Raw genomic sequence first — 18,562 nt, 5'->3', positions numbered from 1 at the left:
GGCGTCATCACACCAGCCGTCGAAACCCAACTCGGCCAATACGGGACTGTGGAGCGGCTGGCGGGTCTAGGACGGTACGAGACGTCCGTCGCAATCAGCGCAGCGTCCTTCCCCGACGGCGCTGACGTTGTCTACATCGCCAGCGGCACCAACTACCCCGACGCGCTCTCCGGCGCCCCCGTCGCAGGTATGAACTCCGCACCCATCCTCCTCACGCCCGCCGAGGCTCTGCCCGCAGCCGTCAAGAACGAACTCGACCGACTCAACCCCACCCGGATCGTGGTACTCGGCGGAGTCGGCGTCATCACACCAGCCGTCGAAACCCAACTCGGCCAGTACACGCAATAGGTTGCGCGCTCGCCGAGTGTTCGAACGTGGTGGGCCCGCAAGTCCCGGACCTGGGCAACATGCCGGATGCCCCCGCTGGCCGAGCGCGCGGCGTAGCGGCTCAGCCGGCGTTGTAGTCCGCGTTGTAGCGGTCCAGCACCTCGCCGATCGGGGCGTCCATCGCGAGGCGCCCCTTGTCGAGGTAGAGCCCGCGGGTGCAGAAACGACGCAAATCCTTCTCGTTGTGGCTCACGAAGAAGAGGGTCCGCCCGTCTGCGAGCAGCTCGTCGATGCGGGTGTAGCACTTCTCGCGGAACGCCTTGTCGCCGACGGCGAGCACCTCGTCCACGAGCAGGATCGGCTCCTCCAGCTGCGAGACGACGGCGAACGCGAGGCGCACCTTCATGCCGTTGGAGAGGTGCTTGTAGGGGGTGTCGATCGAATCGTGCAGCTCGGCGAAGTCGATGATGCCGTCGAAGCGGCGTGAGACCTCGGCGCGGGACATCCCGTGCAGTCCGGCGGTCAAGCGCACGTTCTCTCGCACCGTGAGGTCGCCGACGAAGCCGCCGGTGATCTCGATGAGCGGGGCAACTCCCCCATGCACGGCGACCGTCCCCTCGTCGGACAGCAGCACGCCTGCGACGAGTTTGAGCAGCGTCGACTTGCCCTGCCCGTTCCGGCCCACCACGCCGATCGACTCGCCGGGCCGTACATCGAAGGAGACGTTGCGCAGCGCCCAGAACTCGCCGGGCTTGGATCGGCGCGACGAGTCCGAGAAGAGGTCTTTGAAGCTGCGGCGTCCGCGGCGGTTGCGGCGGAACCGCACGCCGAGATCGCGCACCTCGATGGCGAGCGCGCTCATCACAGCTCCTTCAGGACTGGACGCTCGAGCCGGCCGAAGACCAGGATGCCGAGGCCGAGGAACGCGAAGCTCATGAGGGCCCCGATCACCACGCTGAACGTGTCCCACTGGTCGGGGAAGAAGCCCACGCGGTAGAGCGTGAAGATGCCGGAGAGCGGATTGAACGCGGCGACCTCCGGGAACGGCGCCGGCAGGTCGGACACTCCGTAGATGATCGGCGACGCGTAGAACAGCGCGCGGAGGATGAGCTTGGTGGTCCGCTCGAGGTCGGTGTACAGCACGCAGAGCGGCGCGACGAGCAGACCGAGCCCCAGCAGGAGGATCGTCTGGAGGAGCACGGCGACGGGGAACCACAGAATTCCCCATCCCAGCGTGGCACCGGAGAAGATCGCGAACAGCGCGAGAACCGGGATCGAGAACAGGAACTCGATCCCCTTGCTGAGCACGATCCGGTTCACCCAGATCGACCGCGGGATCGCCGTCGAGCGGACCAGCCGGGCGTCCTTGTTGAAGGCGCGCGTGAAGTCGGAGACGGCCGCGTTGAACCACACCCATGGCAGGAGTGCCGTGATCAGGAACACGATGTACGGTTCCTCGCCCACTCCGCGGCCGAAGACCTGCGTGAACACGAACCAGTAGATCAGGCTCATCACCAGCGGGTCGAGCACCGACCACAGGTAGCCGAGCGCGCTCGTCGCATACCGGACACGGAGGTCGCGCGCCGAAAGGAGCCACAGCGAGTGGAGGTAGCGCCGGGGGGAGCCCGGTGCGCCGACGGCGGCGGTGGTCACGGAGTTGAGTCTATGGGCGCGCGCTCAGGCGAGCTGGTTGTTCCACATCGACAGCGCAGAGCCGATCGCCATGTGCATGTCGAGGTATTGATAGGTGCCGAGCCGGCCGCCGAAGTACACATCCTTCTCGCCCTTGGCCAGCTCGCGGTACGCCAGCAGGCCGGCACGATCCTCAGCCGTGTTGACCGGGTAGTAGGGCTCGTCCTCGCGCGCTGCGAACCGTGAGTATTCGCGCATGATCACGGTCTTGTCGGCCGGATACCGCTCGGCCCGCTCCGGGTGGAAGTGCTTGAACTCATGGATGCGCGTGTAGGGGATGTCGGCGTCGGCGTAGTTCATCACCGGGGTGCCCTGGAAGTCGCCCACATTCATGACCTCCTCTTCGAAGTCGAGCGTGCGCCACGACAGGGCGCCCTCGGCATCCTCGAAGTAGCGATCGATCGGACCCGTGTAGACGATCGGCACCTGTCCGACGGTCGCAGCCTTGTTCAGCGGCTGCGCATCGTCGAAGAAGTCAACCGAGAGCTTGACCTCGATGTTCGGGTGGTCGGCCATCCGCTCGATCCACGCGGTGTAGCCGTCGGTGGGCAGGCCCTCCCAGGTGTCGTTGAAGTACCGGTTGTCGTAGTTGTACCGGACCGGGAGGCGGCTGATCACTTCGGCCGGGAGGTTCTTCGGGTCGGTCTGCCACTGCTTCGCGGTGTAGTCGCGGATGAACGCCTCGTACAGCGGCCGCCCGATCAGGGCGATGCCCTTCTCCTCGAGGTTGGCGGCATCCTTCGCGTCGAACTCACCGGCCAGCTCGTGGACGAGTGCGCGCGCCTGCTCTGGGCTGTACGCGGCGTTGAAGAACTGGTTGATCGTGCCGAGGTTGATCGGCAGCGGGAAGACGACGCCCTTGTGGTTCGTGTACACGCGGTGCACGTAGTTCGTGAACGTCGTGAAGCGGTTGACGTACTCCCAGACGGTGGGGTTCGACGTGTGGAACAGATGAGCTCCGTAGCGGTGCACCTCGATGCCGGTTTCGGGCTCGTTCTCGCTGTAGGCATTGCCGCCGATGTGGTGGCGGCGGTCGATGACGGTCACCTTGCGACCGACGGATGCCGCGCGCTCGGCGATCGTGAGGCCGAAGAAGCCGGAGCCGACGACGAGAAGATCCATGGATGAAGCCCTTTTGAGTCATGGTCGCCGCAGACACGGCGACGCGGCGGGCTGAGCGCACCGCCGCGTCACCAGTCTATCGGCGAGGCCTGAGAATCCGGTGGGGCCGGATCGGGCTCCCAGCGGTTGCACGGACCCTCTCCCCTACGCTGGAGCGGCTATGACACTCGAGATCTTCGTGCCCTTCTGGGGCGACCCCGCGCTCCTGTACGAGACCGTCGGTTCCGTGCGCGCGCAGCGCAATCCGGACTGGCGGCTGATCGTCATCGACGACTGCTACCCCGACGAATCGGTGCCGGCATACTTCGCCGCCATCGATGACGAGCGCATCTCCTACACCCGCAACGCGACCAACCTCGGCATCACCGAGAACTACCGCGAGGCGATCCGGAGGGCGACCACCGAATACATCGCGATCCTCGGCTGCGACGACCTCCTGCATCCGTCGTACGTCGACCTGATCGCGCGTACGACTGCGCGGGTGCCGAACGCCGACGTGATCCAGCCCGGCGTGCAGGTCATCGACGAGCACGGCGCCGTGGTCGCGCCGCTCGCGGATCGGGTGAAGCTGGGGCTCCTCGCTCCGCGCGGCGGTTCGGGCATCGCCGTGCTCACCGGCGAGCGGATGGCGACCAGCCTCATCCGCGGCGACTGGCTGTACTGGCCCTCGCTCGCGTTCCGCACAGAGACCCTCAAGCGGATCGACTTCCGGGAGGGTCTGCCGATCATCCAGGATCTCGCGCTGCTGATGGACATCGCCTTCGACGGCGGAACGCTGGCATACAACCCGGCGCTCGCGTTCTCGTACCGCCGTCACTCGGCCAGCGCATCGCAGAAGACCCTCCTGGACGGTCGACGGTTCCGCGACGAGCGCACCTACTACGCCGAGGCGCGCCGACTCGCCGACTCGCACGGCTGGGCACGCACCTCGCGCACCGCGCGAGCGCGCCTCATGTCGCGCCTGCACGCCGTCACCGAGCTGCCGAAGGTCCTCCGAGGCGGAAACCGCGCCGGGATAGAATCGACGCTGGCGCACATCGTCGCCCTCTGACCCCGCCCGCGGGTCCCCACCACAGGAGAAACCCGCATGTCCGATCACGTGCTCATCACCGGCGGCGCCGGCTTCATCGGCACGCGCCTCGCCCGCCGCTTCGTCGAGGCCGGGAACACCGTGACGGTGCTCGACGCCCTCATCCCGCAGGTGCACGGCGATGACCCCGACACCACGTCCCCGCTGCTGCGCTCGCTCGACGGCGTGGCCGACGTCGTCCGCGGCACCGTGACGTCCACCGAAGATCTGCGCGCGGCGCTGGCCGGCGCGACGATCGTGGTGCATCTGGCTGCCGAGACCGGCACCGGTCAGTCCATGTACGAGATCGCCCGGTACACCGAGACGAACGTGGGCGGTACCGCTGCGCTCCTGGACCTGCTCGCGAACGAACCGCACAGCGTGCGGCGGCTGGTGATCGCATCGTCCCGTTCGATCTACGGCGAGGGCTCGTACCTGACCGAGTCGGGAGTGGTGGTGCACCCGGGGCACCGCGACGACGAGTCCATGGCGGCCGGCGACTTCGACGTGCACATGCCCGGAGAGGGACCTCTGTCGGTCATCGCGACCGATGAGAACGCGAAGCTGCATCCGTCATCCGTCTACGGCATCACCAAGCAGATGCAGGAGTCGCTCATCCTGACGGTCGCGCCGACGATCGGGATCGAGCCGGTCTCTCTGCGCTACCAGAACGTCTACGGTCCCGGTCAGTCCCTCAAGAACCCGTACACCGGCATCCTCTCGATCTTCTCCACGCTGATCCGGCAGGGCAAGGAGATCAACATCTTCGAGGACGGCCTCGAGAGCCGCGACTTCGTCTACATCGACGACATCGTCGAGGCGACGTTCCTCGGTGCGACGCACCCGGCTGCCGCCGGCGGGGTGTTCAACGTCGGATCCGGCGTCGCGACCACGGTGAACGAGGTGGTCGCCGCCCTGTTCGCCGCGTTCGGAACGGAGGTCCCGACGCGGGTGTCGGGCAACTACCGCCTGGGCGACATCCGTCACAACATCGCCGACACCACCCGGCTGCGGGAGATCCTCGGCTTCACGCCGGCGGTCCAGTTCCGCGAGGGTGTGTCTCGGTTCGCCGAGTGGGTCCTGTCCGAGCCGATCGAGGGCGACAGCTATGAGCGCTCCCTCGAAGAGATGTCGTCGCGGAACCTGCTGAAGTGAGCCTGCCCGAGGCCCTTCGCGGCACGCCGTACCCCTATCGAAAGAACAGTCTCAACCTCTTCCGGCTCATCCTGGCCGCGCTCGTCCTGTTCGCACACAGCTGGTATATCGCCGGACAGGGGTCGGGTCCGTCGATCCAGGGCGAGAACCTCGGCGGGTGGGCGGTGGCCGGCTTCTTCGTCCTGAGCGGATTCCTGATCACGCGCAGCCGGCTGCGCACCTCGCCCGGTGAGTACCTCCTGCACCGCGTCGCGCGCATCTACCCGGCGTTCGTGGTCGTGCTCCTGGTCACCGCCTTCGTCTTCGCCCCGATCGCGCTGCTGATCGAGCAGGGATCGCTCGCAGGCTTCTTCACGACCCCGATCACGCCGTTCCAGTACGTCTGGGGCAATCTCGCGCTCTACATCGACCACTACAGTATCGGCGCGACCCTGCAGGGGGTCCCCTACCCCGGCGCGTGGAACGGGTCGCTGTGGACGCTGTTCTACGAGTTCCTCTGCTACATCGTCATCTGGGTCCTGGGCTTCGTCGCCGTCTTCCGCAGATCGCCGATCCTGGTGGGCGTACTCTGGGTCCTCAGCGTCGCGCTGTACGCCCTGATCGGGGGTGCCCAGCGGATCGGGCTCGACGTGAGCTTCGAGCTGTTCGCGAGGCTGCTGCCCTTCTTCCTCGGCGGGTCGCTCATCTACTTCCTCGTCGAGAAGTGGGGTGTCAGTCGCCTCCTCGGGATCGGCGCGCTCGTCGCGGCCGTGGTCATGATCTGGCTGATCCCGCGCTGGGGCGGCCAGGCTTCGGCACCGCTGCTGGCTTACGGACTGCTGTCACTGTCGACCTGGATCCCGCAGCCGGCGTGGATCGCGCGCAACGACGTCTCGTACGGGTTCTACATCTACGCGTGGCCGGTCCAGCAGCTCGTGATCCTCGTGGGCGCCGGCGTGCTCGGAATGCCCCTCTACATCCTGATCACGGTCGTCGTGACGTTCGGCCTGGCGTGGCTCAGTTGGGTGCTGATCGAGCGGCCGGCGATGTTCCTGGCCCGGCCCAAGGGCAACCAGTTGAGGCCCCAGCCGGTCGGCCCGCCGGGCGACATCCAGGAAGCGTGACGCTAGCGCAGCATCCGTGCACGTCGTCGCGCCTCGGCCCACGCGCGGACCAGCATCCATCTCGATGCGAGCGCCCGCCGGATTCCTCGCGGCCGCGACGACGACGCGTTCGCCTCGTGGATGCGGCGGCGCACGGTCGCCGTCTCGACGTGGCTCATACGGCCTGACGCGTTCGCCACGGTGGCGATCCAGAGATCGTGCGATTCGGTCAGGAACGCCGGGAACGGGGTGATCGCGGGGAGCATGTCGCGCCGGACGGCCATCGCGCAGCCGAAGTACGGCGCCACTCCGGCGAGGATCCGCAGCTCGTTGCGAAGCCGATGGCGGGAGGTGGATGCACGCAGCCTCCATGGCCGACCGGTGATGGGCGAGCGCAGCGGCTCGCCGCTCTCCAGCAGCACGAGGTTGGACGCCGCGACCCCGGTTGCGCGAGCGGACTCCACGAGCGCGTCTCGTCGGCCCGGCACCCACTCGTCGTCCTGGTCGGCCAGCAGCAGGACATCGCCCTCGGCGGCCAGGAGCGCGGCTTCGAACGTGCGCACATAACCCCGGTTGGCCTTCTGGCGGATGATCCGCACGCGGGAGTCGCCGACCGCCTCGATGACGGCGACCGTGGCGTCGGCACTCGCGTCGTCGACCACGATCACCTCGTCGTCGGGCTCCAGCTGCTCCAGGATCGACCGGAGCTGGTGCTCGACGTACTCGGCCCCGTTGTAGGTGGCCATGCACACGCTGACCCGGGTGGGATCACTCACAGGGCAGGCCTTTCGCACGCTCGCCGGACATCGCCGTCCATCCTATGTCGGGGCTTCCGAGCGCCACGGCCGCCTCCGCCCACGGGGGTCGCGGAGACTGCACTGGTAGGTTGTCAGGGCCATGCCCGCACCGCGAGACCGCCCCGACGCCGCCCCGGACGCTCCCCGTTTCGCGGTGAGCTGCGTCGTCACCGCCTTCGCGCCCACGGCCGATCTGCTTGACCACCTGCGCGCGCTGACCGGCCAGGTCGACCGCATCGTCCTGGTCGACGACGGCAGCGGTCCCGCGTACGACGCGGTGCTCGCCGACGCGGCCGCGATGGGCGTCGATGTGGTGCGTCTCCCGCGGAATCTCGGAATCGCCGCCGCGCTGAACGCCGGCGTGCGCGCACTGCTGGACGATGCATCGGGATCGGCACCCGCACCGGACGGCATCGTGTTCTTCGACCAGGATTCGCGCGTCGGACCGGGCTTCGTCCGCGCGGTCGCCGACGCGCACGTCGCGGCATCCCGAGATGGCCTGCCCGTCGCCGCGGCCGTCCCCGAGTTCTTCGCCGACGTGTCTCAGGTCCACGGTGAGCAGGGGCCGCATCTGATAGCGCGACGGCCGATCCAGTCGGGGATGCTCGTCGCCGCGGTCGCCCTCCGGGCGATCGGTCCGTTCCGCGAGGACCTGTTCATCGATCTGGTCGACACCGAGTTCTCGATGCGGGCCGAGGTCCGCGGCTTCATCATGGTCGCCGCCCGCGGTCTGGACCTGCCGCACGAGCTCGGTCGCCGCGTCGGCATCCGAGTGCTCCGCCGCGTGCTGCGCACGCCGTCCGGTCGGCCGATGGGCTTCACGGTCAGCGCCCCGTTCCGGTACTACTACCGCGCACGCAATCGGGTGGCCGTGAACCGCATCTACCGACGGCGGCTGCCGCTCACCGTCGCCCGCGCGACGCTTCTCGAGATGCGCCACTACGTCATCGTGTGGCTCGCGGTCCGCGATCGACGCGAGTTCACTCGAATCCTGCGTGCCGGACGAGCCGATGGGAGAGCCGGCCGGATGGGCCGCATCCCGGATGCCGTCGCCGAGGTGGCCGCGCGGATCGACTGGCGGGTGCCGCAATGACCGCTCACCCCGGCGCGGGCTTCGGTGCGATCGCCCTCGCGGCGTATCGGCCGGACCCGGTGCTGTTCGCGCGGCAGCTCACCTCGATCCAGCGCCAGAGCGTCGGCGACTTCGTCTGCATCATCTCCTCGGACGGCGAGCCCGAGCGGGTGCGGAAGCTGGTCGCCGAGGTGACCGGAGGGGACCCCAGGTTCACCGTCATCGGGCACGAGCATCGGGTCGGCTTCTACGCCAACTTCGAGCGGGCGCTGCGCGCAGTGCCCGATGACGCGGAGTGGGTTGCCCTGAGCGACCAGGACGATCTGTGGAACCCCGACAAGCTGGAACGCCTGCTTCCGCTCCTGCAGGATCACATGATCGTGTCGGGGCAGGCGAGGGTCGTGGAGTTCCCCTCTGGTCGGGTGATCGAGCCGTCGACCCATCGGCGTGACTCCGACCTGCTGGCGCTGGTCGCCGTGAATCAGTTCTCGGGCGCGATGAGCGTGTTCCGGCGCGCGGTGCTCGATCTCGCCATGCCGTTCCCCGCCATGCCGACGCGGGTCGAGGTGCACGATCACTGGATCGCCGTCTGCTCGGCGATGCTCGGCGGCACAGCGGTCGTCGGTGACGTGCTCCAGGACTACGTGCAGCACGGCGGGAACGTTTTGGGCGAGGTCGCCGATCAGTCCGGACGCGTCCGGCCGGCCTCGGCCGTCCGGACCCTCCTGGCAGCGGGCCGGCGCTACGAGGGGTCGAGCAGTCCCATCGCCCTCCTGCGCGCCCTGTACGACATGGGCTACGGCTGGCGCGCACAGATGACCGCGACCCTCTCGGCCCGCATCACGCCCGCCACAGCGCCGCTCAGCCGCCTTCAGCGGGTGTTCGGCAGGGCGACGCGGCCCGCGTACGCGCTGAGCTACCTCACTCGCGGATCCATCCACGGCACGTCGAATGCCATCATGCTCGCCGCCGGCAGGATCCTGCATCCGTGGCTCGGCCGGCGTCTGCCGCCGACCCAATAGCATTGCGCGACGACGACACCGCAGATCGGCATCCGACCATTCCCTTCATCCAGCGCATCCTGAGCTTCTCCGCCACGGTCGGCCTCGTGGCGGTGGTCGGAGTGCTCGCGATCCCGGTGCTCATCGCCTCGGTCGGTGCGGAGGTGTGGGCTCAGCTGACGGTGATCCAGGTGCTTGCCGGCGTGTTCGGGGTGATCGTCGCCTTCGGGTGGGGCGCGACCGGACCGTCGATGATCGCCGGTGCCACACGGGAGCAGCGGCCGTACATCTTCCGCGAGTCGCTCTCGGCGCGGCTGACCCTGTACGCCGTCGCCGCCCCGACGATGATCGTCATCTCACTGCTGCTCACACGCGGCGATGTGCCGCTCTCCGTGCTGGGCACGATCGCATACCTGCTCCCCTACGTGGCATCACCCTGGTACTTCGTCGGTCAGGCGCAGCCGGGTCGGCTGTTCGTCCTGAACACGATCCCGGCCGTCGTCGGCACCCTCGTCGGGCTCCTGGCGACCTGGCTGACCTCGAGCATCACCGCCTTCCTGCTGATTCAGGCGCTCGGCTACCTCGTCGCGATCCTCCTGGAGCGCCGGCACATCCTGGCCACCCTCCCACCCGGCGAGCACGCGCGGTACAGCCTGCGTGCGGTCCTCGCCCTGCTGGGCACGCAGCGCCACGCCGTGACCGGATCCCTTGTCAGCAGCCTGTACGTGTCACTGCCGCTCGTCACCGTGCAGGCGCTCATCCCCGCGCAGGTGCCGGTCTACGCGATGGCAGACCGGCTCTTCAAGTTCGGCTCGCTCGCCCTCGCGCCGGTCCAGCAGTTCCTGCAGGGATGGGTTCCTGAGGACGGCCCGGCGCACATCGCGCGCAGGTGCGTGCGCGCCGTCGTCATCGGGCTCGCCTTCGGGTTCGTGGGCGGGTCGCTCATCGCCGGGTTCAGCCCGCTCGCCTCCGCACTGCTCAGCGGTGGGGCGGTCCTGGTCCCGCTCAGCCTCAGCATCCCCCTCGGAATCGCGTTCCTGTTCGTCTCGGGGTCGGCGATCGCGGGGTACGCGTGCCTGATCCTCCTCGGCCAGGTCCGCCATGTCGCCATCGCATCGATCATGGCCGCGGCCGTCGGCGCGCCCCTGATCCTGATCTCGGCGTCGCTGCACAGCCTCGAGCTGATCGCGTGGTCGGTCGCCCTGTCGGAGTTCGTCGTGACGATCTACCAGCTCGTGATCCTGCGGCTGACCCTGCGGCGGGGAGAGATCCCGCCGGCGGCGCCGGAGCCCGAGGTCGCCTGACCGGTCGTCTCAGCCCGAGGTCGAATCAGCGGCGTTCTCAGCCGGATGCCGCGGCATCGGTCCCGGTCGACTCGGAGGACGCCGGACCCGCCTCGAGTCGCTCCACACGGCGGGTGAGCTCGTCGATCTCGGCCCGTGAGATCGCCGCCTCCTCGGCGACGCGACGGATCTCCTCCTCGGCCTGGGAGAGCTCCCACGACAGGTGCAGCGCGACGCCGAGCAGCAGCACGATCGCGAGCGAGAAGAGCAGGTTGGCAGGAACCGCGACACCGAGGACCTCGGTCAGCCAGAGCAGCAGCTGCGGGAAGATCCCCAGGATCAGGACGGCGAACCCGATCACGAGCCACATCACCGCGTACTTCTCGCGCAGCTTTCGGGCAAGCAGCATCCACACGACGATGATCAGGATGACCAGCGCCAGGGTGATCCCGACGAAGACGATCATGCGGCGGGCTCCACTGCCGTGGTCGGACGCACGGGCCGAGCTCGCCGCATGACCGCGAGACTCAGCGCGAACACGGCACGCAGCAGGTAGAGCGTCGCACCGACCGTTCCCTGCGTCGAAGTGCCGTGCATCCGGGCGCGCATCGCGACGGGAACCTGCGTGACCGTCAGGCCGGCGTGGCACGCCGCGACGAGCGAATCGAGGGTGTCGCCGAAGTACTCCGACGGGTAGTAGCGGACGTACTGGTCGATCGCGCGCGGTCCGGCGGCGCGGAACCCGCTGGTCGCGTCGGTGAGCCGCGTCTTGGCCACTCGGGACAGCACCCGGGCGAGGAAGATCATCGCCCACCGGCGGGGGCCGCGCACGGTGTAGTCCCCGACGTCCGCGAACCGGGCCCCGATGGAGATGTCCGCGTGATCGAGACCCGACAGCACCAGATCGATGTCGGCCGGGTTGTGCTGCCCGTCGGCGTCCACCTGGATCGCGCGGGAGTATCCGTGACGCTGCGCATAGGTGAACCCGGTGCGCATCGCACCGCCCACGCCGAGGTTGAACGGAAGCGTGAGCACCCTGGCGCCCGCCTCGCGTGCGATGCGCGAGGTCTGATCGGCGGAGCCGTCGTCGATGACCACGACGTCGTAGGCCGGACTCGCAGCCTGGATCTCGCGGACCGTGGTGCCGACGTTCTTGGCTTCGTTCCAGGCCGGGACGATGATCAGCACGCGATTGGACGTTGCGGTCATAGTCCGCCCAGTCTATCGGCGGCGCATCGGCCGCCCCCGAGGAGGGAGGCGGGGGTCAGGGGGCGCACGCGACGATCTCGTACAGCCGGGCGTCGCCCTGCTCGTCCACCAGACGCACCGCATCCGAATCGGCCAGACCCTGCAGTCCGGGCAAGGGGTGCTCGCCGGGGTGCACCTCGCGACCCGCGAAATCCAGCACGAACCCGACGCCGAGATCCTCGAGGGCGTCGCACACCTCGTCGCCCGCTGACGCGTCGGCGAGTCCGTCGTTGATCGTCTCGAGCTCATCGCCGATCTCCATCAGCGTGTGCGGCATCAGGACGGGCCGGTCCGCGAGCGCGTACGCGAGGGATGCCCCGGTCCAGGGGCTGCCCGCGACCACGACGCCCTCCGGCACGTGCTCGTCGAGCCGGGACAGCAGGGCCGCCTCGTCCGACGTCAGCAGGGCCGATGCCGGACCCAGGACGAACGGGCTCTGCGCCCAACGCTCCGCGGTCGGGATCGGCGAGAGCAGCGGCGCCTGCATCCCGAGCGCGACCAGAGCCGTCGCGACGACGGCGAGCGTGGCGGCGATCCACCGCGGCCGGCGCGCCGTGACCCGGTGCACCGCCGACCGGCGGGCGAGCCACGACCACGTGCACGCCGCACCGTAGGCGCCGAGCGGCACCAGCACGATCGGCAGGACCGCGGCGAGCCGGGGCAGGTTGTTGTACCACCCGCCGGTCAGCGCGTCCCGGAGGGCGAGGAGCGGCAGCGCGGCGACCGCGACGTAGAGAAGCGCGGTCACGGCGTACATGCCGAGCGCGACGTACCCGCGCGCCGACCGTGCGATGAACGCCCAGACGACACCGGCGAGCACGGCCGCCGCGGCGATGACCGCCGAGACCTCGTACCAGGCCGAGATCGTCACGACGTCGATCACCGCATCGAGGATGCCCATCTGCGGCGGCCAGCCGCGCGCCTCCGCCGGCGGCCGGAGGGTGTCCAGCAGCACGGCGCCGACAGCCAGATACGCGACGAAGGCCCCGACGATGAGCCAGCGGCGCCCGACCGTGCGCGCGCCGCGGAGTCGCAGGACCCCGAACACCGCGACCATCGGGGCGGTCAGGGCGAGCCATCCGACGAGGGAGCCCGGGTGGGCGAGTGCGAGTCCGGGAAGGCACCCGAGCACGGCGACCGCCCACCACACGCGTCCCGGCGCGGTCGCGACGCCTCCGGCAAGTCCGAGCGCGCGCAGTGTGGCGGCCAGGGCCACCGGCAGCAGTGCGAGTCCCAGCTGGTACGGGTAAAGGACGCCGTAGTCCATCAGGAGGATGGGGAACACCGGCAGCGAGGCGGCCAGCAGCCCCGCGGAGACCGACAGCACCGGCGAGCGCCCGAACAGCGTGCGCGTCAGCAGCAGCGCACCGAGCGGCCAGACCACAGCGGAGATGACCAGTGTCGCCGCGTTGATTGCGGCGGGGATGGACGCACCCGACAGCTGGACGATCAGTGCAACCAGCCCATGCCAGGCCGCAGGGTAGAAGCCGAGGCCGCCGCTGGGATTGGTCATCCGGCCCAGCCACAGCGACGATGCGTTGCCGGTGTCCAGAACGAACCGGACGCCGTTCAGATGGAAGATGTTGTCGAAGGTCTGGGAGATGTTCTCGGGGCTGCCGAAGACTGCCACGACCCGGTACGCCAGCAGTGCGGCCGCGACGAGGAACGCGAACAGCAGCCAGCCGTCGAATCGGCGGCGCGGTGCCGGCGGAGGAGTCGCGCGGCGGGTCGCGCGCCTGATGAGGAACAGCACCAGCCCGACGACGACCGCGACCAGGATGACGGGCAGGACCGACCAGGAGAGGCCGATCCACGGTGCCGCGACGGCGGTGATCGCGACGATCGTGACCGCGAACGCCGGCGACGCCGCGATCATCGCGTACCCGCGCAGCCCGATGATCCGGGCCAGCGGGAGGCCGATGACGGCGAGCAGCAGCACGGTCGCCGCGACCGCCGACGTGAATGTGAGCCACTGCACGGATGGACACCTTTCGGAGACCCGCACAGGACGGGACGGACGATCCAGGATACCGAGGAGCCTGCTGGGAAAATCGTGATGCCGGGCCTATGACACCATTGGATTGTGAAAGGCATCATCCTCGCCGGCGGTTCAGGCACACGACTGCACCCGATCACCCTGGGGATCTCGAAGCAGCTGATCCCTGTCTACGACAAGCCGATGGTCTATTACCCGCTCTCGACGCTGATGCTCGCCGGCATCCGCGACATCCTGATCATCACCACTCCGCACGATGCGGAGCAGTTCGAGCGGCTGCTCGGCGACGGCTCCCAGTTCGGTGTGAACCTCACCTTCGCGCGCCAGCCGTCGCCCGACGGACTCGCCCAGGCGTTCACGATCGGGGCGGATTTCATCGGCGACGAGAAGGTCGCGCTGGTCCTCGGCGACAATCTGCTCTACGGTCCGGGCCTGGGCACGCAGCTCAAGCGGTACGCCGACGTGGACGGCGGCGCGATCTTCGCGTACTGGGTCGCCGACCCCACGGCCTACGGAGTCGTCGAGTTCGATGCGGACGGCAAGGCGGTCTCGCTGGAGGAGAAGCCCGCGCACCCCAAGAGCAGCTACGCGGTGCCCGGACTGTACTTCTACGACAACGACGTGGTGCAGATCGCGCGCGAGCTTCAGCCGAGCCCCCGCGGCGAGTACGAGATCACCGACGTCAACAGGGCCTACCTCGAGCGCGGGACGCTGCAGGTCGAGGTCCTCCCACGCGGCACGGCGTGGCTCGACACGGGCACGTTCGATCAGATGACGGATGCCGGCGACTACGTCCGGACGATGGAACGCCGGACCGGACTGAGGATCGGCGTACCGGAGGAAGTCGCGTGGCGACAGGGATTCCTCGGCGACGACGACCTGCGCGCGCGCGCCGAGAAGCTCGTGAAGTCCGGCTACGGCACCTACCTGCTGGAGACTCTGGAAAGAGGACGCTGATGGCGAATCTGCTCGTGACCGGCGGCGCCGGGTTCATCGGCTCCAACTTCGTCCACCATGTCGTCGCGCACACCGACCACCACGTGACGGTGCTGGACGCCCTGACGTACGCGGGCAACCGCGCGTCGCTGGACGGGCTGCCGGACGATCGGGTGCGTCTGATCGTCGGGAACATCACCGACGCGCCCCTGGTGGACGAGCTGTTCGCGGGCGCCGACGCGGTGATCCACTACGCCGCGGAGTCGCACAACGACAACTCCCTGCACAACCCGCGCCCGTTCCTGGACACGAACATCGTCGGCACGTACACGCTGCTGGAGGCGGCCCGCCGTCATGACACGAGACTGCACCACATCTCCACCGACGAGGTGTACGGCGACCTCGAGCTGGACGACCCGGAGCGGTTCACCGAGCAGACGCCCTACAACCCGTCGTCGCCGTACTCGTCGACCAAGGCGGGCAGCGACCTCCTGGTGCGGGCGTGGGTGCGCTCGTTCGGCGTGCGCGCGACAATCTCGAACTGCTCGAACAACTACGGGCCGTACCAGCACATCGAGAAGTTCATCCCGCGGCAGATCACCAACGTGATCCGCGGCGTCCGTCCGCGTCTGTACGGGGCCGGCGAGAACGTCCGCGACTGGATCCACGCCGATGACCACTCCTCGGCGGTGCTGACGATCCTGGAGCGCGGTGAGATCGGCGAGACGTATCTGATCGGCGCCGACGGCGAGCGAAACAACAAGGACGTCGTCGAGCTGATCCTCTCGCTCATGGGACAGCCGACCGACGCCTACGACCATGTCACCGACCGCGCCGGACACGACCTGCGCTACGCGATCGACTCGACGAAGCTGCGCACCGAGCTCGGCTGGCTGCCTTCGTACGGCGACTTCGAGACCGGCCTGGCCGCGACGATCGACTGGTACCGCGAGAACGAGGAATGGTGGGCACCCGCGAAGGACGCCACCGAGGCGTTCTACGCGGCGAAGGGCCAGTAGCCGATGACGGATTTCGGCAAGGCGCTCTCCCGCACCGACACTCCGATCCCCGGGCTGGTGGTGTTCGATCTGCCGGTCCACGGCGATTCGCGCGGCTGGTTCAAGGAGAACTGGCAGCGCGAGAAGATGACAGCCCTCGGTCTGCCCGATTTCGGCCCGGTCCAGAACAACGTCTCGTTCAACGACGCGGTCGGCACGACCCGCGGCATCCACGCAGAGCCGTGGGACAAGTGGGTCTCCGTCGCGACGGGCCGGATCTTCGGCGCGTGGGTCGATCTTCGCGAGGGGCCGACGTTCGGCGCGGTCTTCACGACCGAGCTCGACCCGTCGCGTGCGATCTACGTGCCGAGGGGCGTGGGGAACTCGTATCAGACCCTCGAGCCCGATACGGCGTACACCTACCTCGTCAACGATCACTGGTCACCCGATGCGACCTACTCGTTCCTGAACCTCGCAGACGAGACGGTGGCCGTGCCGTGGCCCATCCCCCTCTCGGATGTCGAGATCTCGCCGAAGGACCTCGCCCACCCGCGCCTGGCCGACGTGACGCCGATCCCGCCGCGCAAGACGCTCGTGGTGGGTGCGGCAGGACAGCTCGGAAAGGCGCTGCGGGCGGAGTTCGGCGACGGCGGATCGGTGGAGTACGCGACGAGGGCCGACCTGGATGTGTCGTCCGCGTCGCTCGGCACCGCGCGGCGGTGGCGCGACTACGACACGATCATCAACGCCGCGGCATACACGGCCGTGGACGCGGCCGAGACGCCCGAAGGCCGACGCGACGCCTGGGCGGCGAATGTCGGAGCGGTATCGGCGCTGGCAGCCGTCGCAGCGGCGCACGGGATCACGCTCGTCCACGTCTCGAGCGACTACGTCTTCGACGGGACGCTCGATCGCCCCTACCGTGAGGACGACCGGATCTGCCCCCTCGGCGTCTACGGACAGACCAAGGCAGCCGGCGACGCGGCTGCCACGACCGTGCCACGGCACTACGTCGTGCGGACCTCGTGGGTCATCGGCGAGGGCAGGAACTTCGTGGCGACGATGCTCTCGCTCGCCGAGCGAGGCGTCGATCCGAAGGTCGTCGACGACCAGTTCGGTCGCCTCACGTTCACGGCCGACATCGCCGCCGGCATCCGTCACCTCGTCGACTCGGGCGCCGCCTACGGCGTCTACAACCTGAGCGGGACGGGCGCGAGGGCGTCGTGGGCCGACATCGCGCGCCGCGTCTTCGAGCTGGCCGGCCACGACCCGGGCCGCGTCACCGGTGTGTCAACCGATGAGTATTTCGCCGCCGCGACCGCGCCGGTGGCTCCACGCCCGCGCAACAGCGAGCTGGAGAACGGCAAGATCAGCGCAACCGGTTTCACACCGGAGCACTGGGACGCCTCCCTCGCGACCTACGTCGCACGCGCCGGACTCTAGCCGCGGCGATCAGCCCGCCCCGACGACCAGTCGCGGGGTTCCGGTCCATGCGGCGGCATCGGTCGCGTTGCGACCGTCGACGAGCAGCCGGATGCCGGGAAGCTGGGCAGGCTCGAGAGCGCGGTACGCGGCGTGGTCGGTCTGGACGATCGCGAGGTCGACCTGCTCCCCCAGCCCGTACGGAGCGAACCCCAGCGCGACGAGCTCGTCGTCGGAGTACAGCGGATCGTGCACGCGGACCTCGGCTCCGCGGGAGCGGAGGGCTTCGACCGTCGGGAAGACACCCGAGAACGCGGTCTCCTTCACGCCCCCACGGTACGAGGCGCCCAGGACGACGGCCTTCATGCCCGACAGATCGCCCAGGATGCCGGCGGCCTGCGAAACCAGTCGCTCGGGCATCGAGGCGTTCAGGTTGCGCGCGGTGCGGATGATGTCGGCGTCCGGATCCGTCGTGAGGTACAGCCGCGGATAGACCGGGATGCAGTGGCCGCCGACGGCGATGCCAGGTCGGTGGATGTGACTGAACGGCTGCGAGTTGCACGCCTCGATGACCTGGTAGACGTCGATGCCGTTCGAGCCGGCGAACAGGGCGAACTGGTTGGCGAGACCGATGTTCACGTCGCGGTACGTGGTCTCGGCGAGCTTGGCCATCTCCGCGGCCTCGGCGGTGCCCAGATCCCACACGCCGTTGGCGCGGGGAAGATCGGGGCGCTCGTCGAACTCCAGGACAGCCTCGTAGAAGTCCCTGGCCCGTGCGGCGCCCGCCTCGGTGAGTCCGCCGATGAGCTTGGGGTACTTGCGCAGATCGGCGAAGACCCGGCCGGTGAGCACCCGTTCGGGCGAGAAGGCGACGTGGAAGTCGCTGCCCTCGGCCAGCCCGGAACCCTGCTCGAGCATGGGCTTCCACCGCCCACGCGTGGTGCCCACGGGCAGGGTGGTCTCGTACGAGACCAGGGTCCCCGCGGTGAGGTGCTGCGCGATCGAGGCCGTCGCGTCGTCCATCCAGGTGAAATCGGGTTCCCAGGTCGTGTCATCGACCATGAGCGGCACGACGACCACGACCACATCGGCACCGGGCACCGCATCGCCGTACTCCGTGGTCGCCCGGAGCCTGCCCGTCTCGCGCGCCGCGCGGAGGCCGTCGGCGAGGCCGGCCTCGTGGGGGTAGCTCTCGGTGAGCCCGTTGACGGCATCCACCGTCGCCTTCGACACGTCGACGCCGATCACCTCGTGACCGGATGCGGCGAATTGAACTGCGAGGGGAAGCCCGATCTTGCCGAGCGCGACGACTGCGATACGCATCGGACAAGTCTAGGCGGCGGCGCACCGCGCCCCGGCGCC

The 18,562-nt window shown here is 68.8% G+C and carries 18 protein-coding genes; 10 read left to right on the top strand and 8 right to left on the bottom strand.

Annotation, left to right across the window (positions count from 1 at the left end):
* Nucleotides 1–348 (top strand): cell wall-binding repeat-containing protein (locus BM349_RS06170; RefSeq protein ID WP_139230892.1); only part of this gene is annotated, 348 nt, incomplete at its 5' end.
* 100 nt (nucleotides 349–448) lie between these two features.
* Here BM349_RS06170 and BM349_RS06165 read toward each other — a convergent pair.
* From BM349_RS06165 to glf, 3 genes are read right to left on the bottom strand one after another with little or no spacing between them, the layout of a single operon-like run.
* Nucleotides 449–1,189, bottom strand: a complete 741-nt coding sequence (locus BM349_RS06165; RefSeq protein ID WP_091704538.1) for an ABC transporter ATP-binding protein — start codon at nucleotides 1,187–1,189, stop codon at nucleotides 449–451.
* Complete coding sequence (locus tag BM349_RS06160; RefSeq protein WP_091704535.1) at nucleotides 1,189–1,980, bottom strand: ABC transporter permease; 792 nt, start codon at nucleotides 1,978–1,980, stop codon at nucleotides 1,189–1,191. Before BM349_RS06160 ends, BM349_RS06165 begins: the two co-directional genes overlap by 1 nt.
* A 24-nt stretch (nucleotides 1,981–2,004) precedes the next feature.
* On the bottom strand, nucleotides 2,005–3,141 hold the full coding sequence (gene glf / locus BM349_RS06155) for a UDP-galactopyranose mutase (RefSeq protein ID WP_091704532.1): 1,137 nt from the start codon (nucleotides 3,139–3,141) through the stop codon (nucleotides 2,005–2,007).
* Nucleotides 3,142–3,301: 160 nt separating this feature from the next.
* Between glf and BM349_RS06150 the strand changes: the two genes are divergently transcribed.
* Genes BM349_RS06150 through BM349_RS06140 form a run of 3 tightly spaced genes read left to right on the top strand, consistent with a single transcriptional unit; the run spans nucleotide 3,302 to nucleotide 6,468 of the window.
* A complete protein-coding gene (locus tag BM349_RS06150) occupies nucleotides 3,302–4,192 on the top strand; it encodes a glycosyltransferase (protein ID WP_091704529.1) in 891 nt (296 codons plus the stop codon).
* A 36-nt stretch (nucleotides 4,193–4,228) separates the two neighbouring features.
* Complete coding sequence (locus tag BM349_RS06145) at nucleotides 4,229–5,365, top strand: NAD-dependent epimerase/dehydratase family protein (protein ID WP_091704523.1); 1,137 nt, start codon at nucleotides 4,229–4,231, stop codon at nucleotides 5,363–5,365.
* A complete protein-coding gene (locus BM349_RS06140) occupies nucleotides 5,362–6,468 on the top strand; it encodes an acyltransferase family protein (protein ID WP_091704508.1) in 1,107 nt (368 codons plus the stop codon). Before BM349_RS06145 ends, BM349_RS06140 begins: the two co-directional genes overlap by 4 nt.
* 2 nt (nucleotides 6,469–6,470) lie before the next feature.
* On the opposite strand, the gene BM349_RS06135 is transcribed toward BM349_RS06140, so the two are convergent.
* A complete protein-coding gene (locus tag BM349_RS06135) occupies nucleotides 6,471–7,223 on the bottom strand; it encodes a glycosyltransferase (protein WP_091704506.1) in 753 nt (250 codons plus the stop codon).
* 121 nt (nucleotides 7,224–7,344) lie between these two features.
* Here BM349_RS06135 and BM349_RS06130 point away from each other — a divergent pair, with 121 nt between their 5' ends.
* Genes BM349_RS06130 through BM349_RS06120 form a run of 3 tightly spaced genes read left to right on the top strand, consistent with a single transcriptional unit; the run spans nucleotide 7,345 to nucleotide 10,621 of the window.
* Nucleotides 7,345–8,337: a glycosyltransferase gene (locus tag BM349_RS06130; protein WP_091704501.1), complete on the top strand. Its 993-nt coding sequence runs from the start codon at nucleotides 7,345–7,347 to the stop codon at nucleotides 8,335–8,337.
* Nucleotides 8,334–9,338: a glycosyltransferase gene (locus BM349_RS06125; protein WP_091704498.1), complete on the top strand. Its 1,005-nt coding sequence runs from the start codon at nucleotides 8,334–8,336 to the stop codon at nucleotides 9,336–9,338. Before BM349_RS06130 ends, BM349_RS06125 begins: the two co-directional genes overlap by 4 nt.
* Nucleotides 9,305–10,621, top strand: a complete 1,317-nt coding sequence (locus BM349_RS06120; RefSeq protein ID WP_139230891.1) for a lipopolysaccharide biosynthesis protein — start codon at nucleotides 9,305–9,307, stop codon at nucleotides 10,619–10,621. Before BM349_RS06125 ends, BM349_RS06120 begins: the two co-directional genes overlap by 34 nt.
* A 37-nt stretch (nucleotides 10,622–10,658) precedes the next feature.
* Here the strand turns inward: BM349_RS06120 and BM349_RS06115 are convergent, their stop codons facing one another.
* Genes BM349_RS06115 through BM349_RS06105 form a run of 3 tightly spaced genes read right to left on the bottom strand, consistent with a single transcriptional unit; the run spans nucleotide 10,659 to nucleotide 13,826 of the window.
* Nucleotides 10,659–11,066 (bottom strand): DUF2304 domain-containing protein, encoded by a 408-nt coding sequence (locus tag BM349_RS06115; protein WP_091704492.1) that lies wholly within the window; start codon nucleotides 11,064–11,066, stop codon nucleotides 10,659–10,661.
* Nucleotides 11,063–11,809, bottom strand: coding sequence for a glycosyltransferase family 2 protein (locus tag BM349_RS06110; RefSeq protein ID WP_091704487.1), 747 nt, complete (start codon nucleotides 11,807–11,809; stop codon nucleotides 11,063–11,065). Before BM349_RS06110 ends, BM349_RS06115 begins: the two co-directional genes overlap by 4 nt.
* Nucleotides 11,810–11,864: 55 nt before the next feature.
* Nucleotides 11,865–13,826: a DUF6541 family protein gene (locus tag BM349_RS06105; RefSeq protein ID WP_091704484.1), complete on the bottom strand. Its 1,962-nt coding sequence runs from the start codon at nucleotides 13,824–13,826 to the stop codon at nucleotides 11,865–11,867.
* Between the two features lie 105 nt (nucleotides 13,827–13,931).
* On the opposite strand from BM349_RS06105, the gene rfbA reads away from it, so the two are divergent.
* From rfbA to rfbD, 3 genes are read left to right on the top strand one after another with little or no spacing between them, the layout of a single operon-like run.
* On the top strand, nucleotides 13,932–14,801 hold the full coding sequence (gene rfbA / locus BM349_RS06100; protein ID WP_091704481.1) for a glucose-1-phosphate thymidylyltransferase RfbA: 870 nt from the start codon (nucleotides 13,932–13,934) through the stop codon (nucleotides 14,799–14,801).
* Entirely contained in the window at nucleotides 14,801–15,799 is a 999-nt protein-coding gene (gene rfbB, locus BM349_RS06095) for a dTDP-glucose 4,6-dehydratase (RefSeq protein ID WP_091704479.1), read from the top strand. Before rfbA ends, rfbB begins: the two co-directional genes overlap by 1 nt.
* A 3-nt stretch (nucleotides 15,800–15,802) precedes the next feature.
* Nucleotides 15,803–17,221, top strand: a complete 1,419-nt coding sequence (gene rfbD, locus BM349_RS06090; RefSeq protein ID WP_091704478.1) for a dTDP-4-dehydrorhamnose reductase — start codon at nucleotides 15,803–15,805, stop codon at nucleotides 17,219–17,221.
* A gap of 9 nt (nucleotides 17,222–17,230) precedes the next feature.
* Here the strand turns inward: rfbD and BM349_RS06085 are convergent, their stop codons facing one another.
* Nucleotides 17,231–18,523, bottom strand: coding sequence for a nucleotide sugar dehydrogenase (locus tag BM349_RS06085; protein WP_091704476.1), 1,293 nt, complete (start codon nucleotides 18,521–18,523; stop codon nucleotides 17,231–17,233).
* Between the last annotated feature and the right edge of the window lie 39 nt (nucleotides 18,524–18,562).

The sequence above is a fragment of the Microbacterium sp. cf046 genome (assembly GCF_900114345.1).
GTDB lineage: Bacteria > Actinomycetota > Actinomycetes > Actinomycetales > Microbacteriaceae > Microbacterium.
This window is presented reverse-complemented; position numbering and strand designations above follow the sequence as displayed.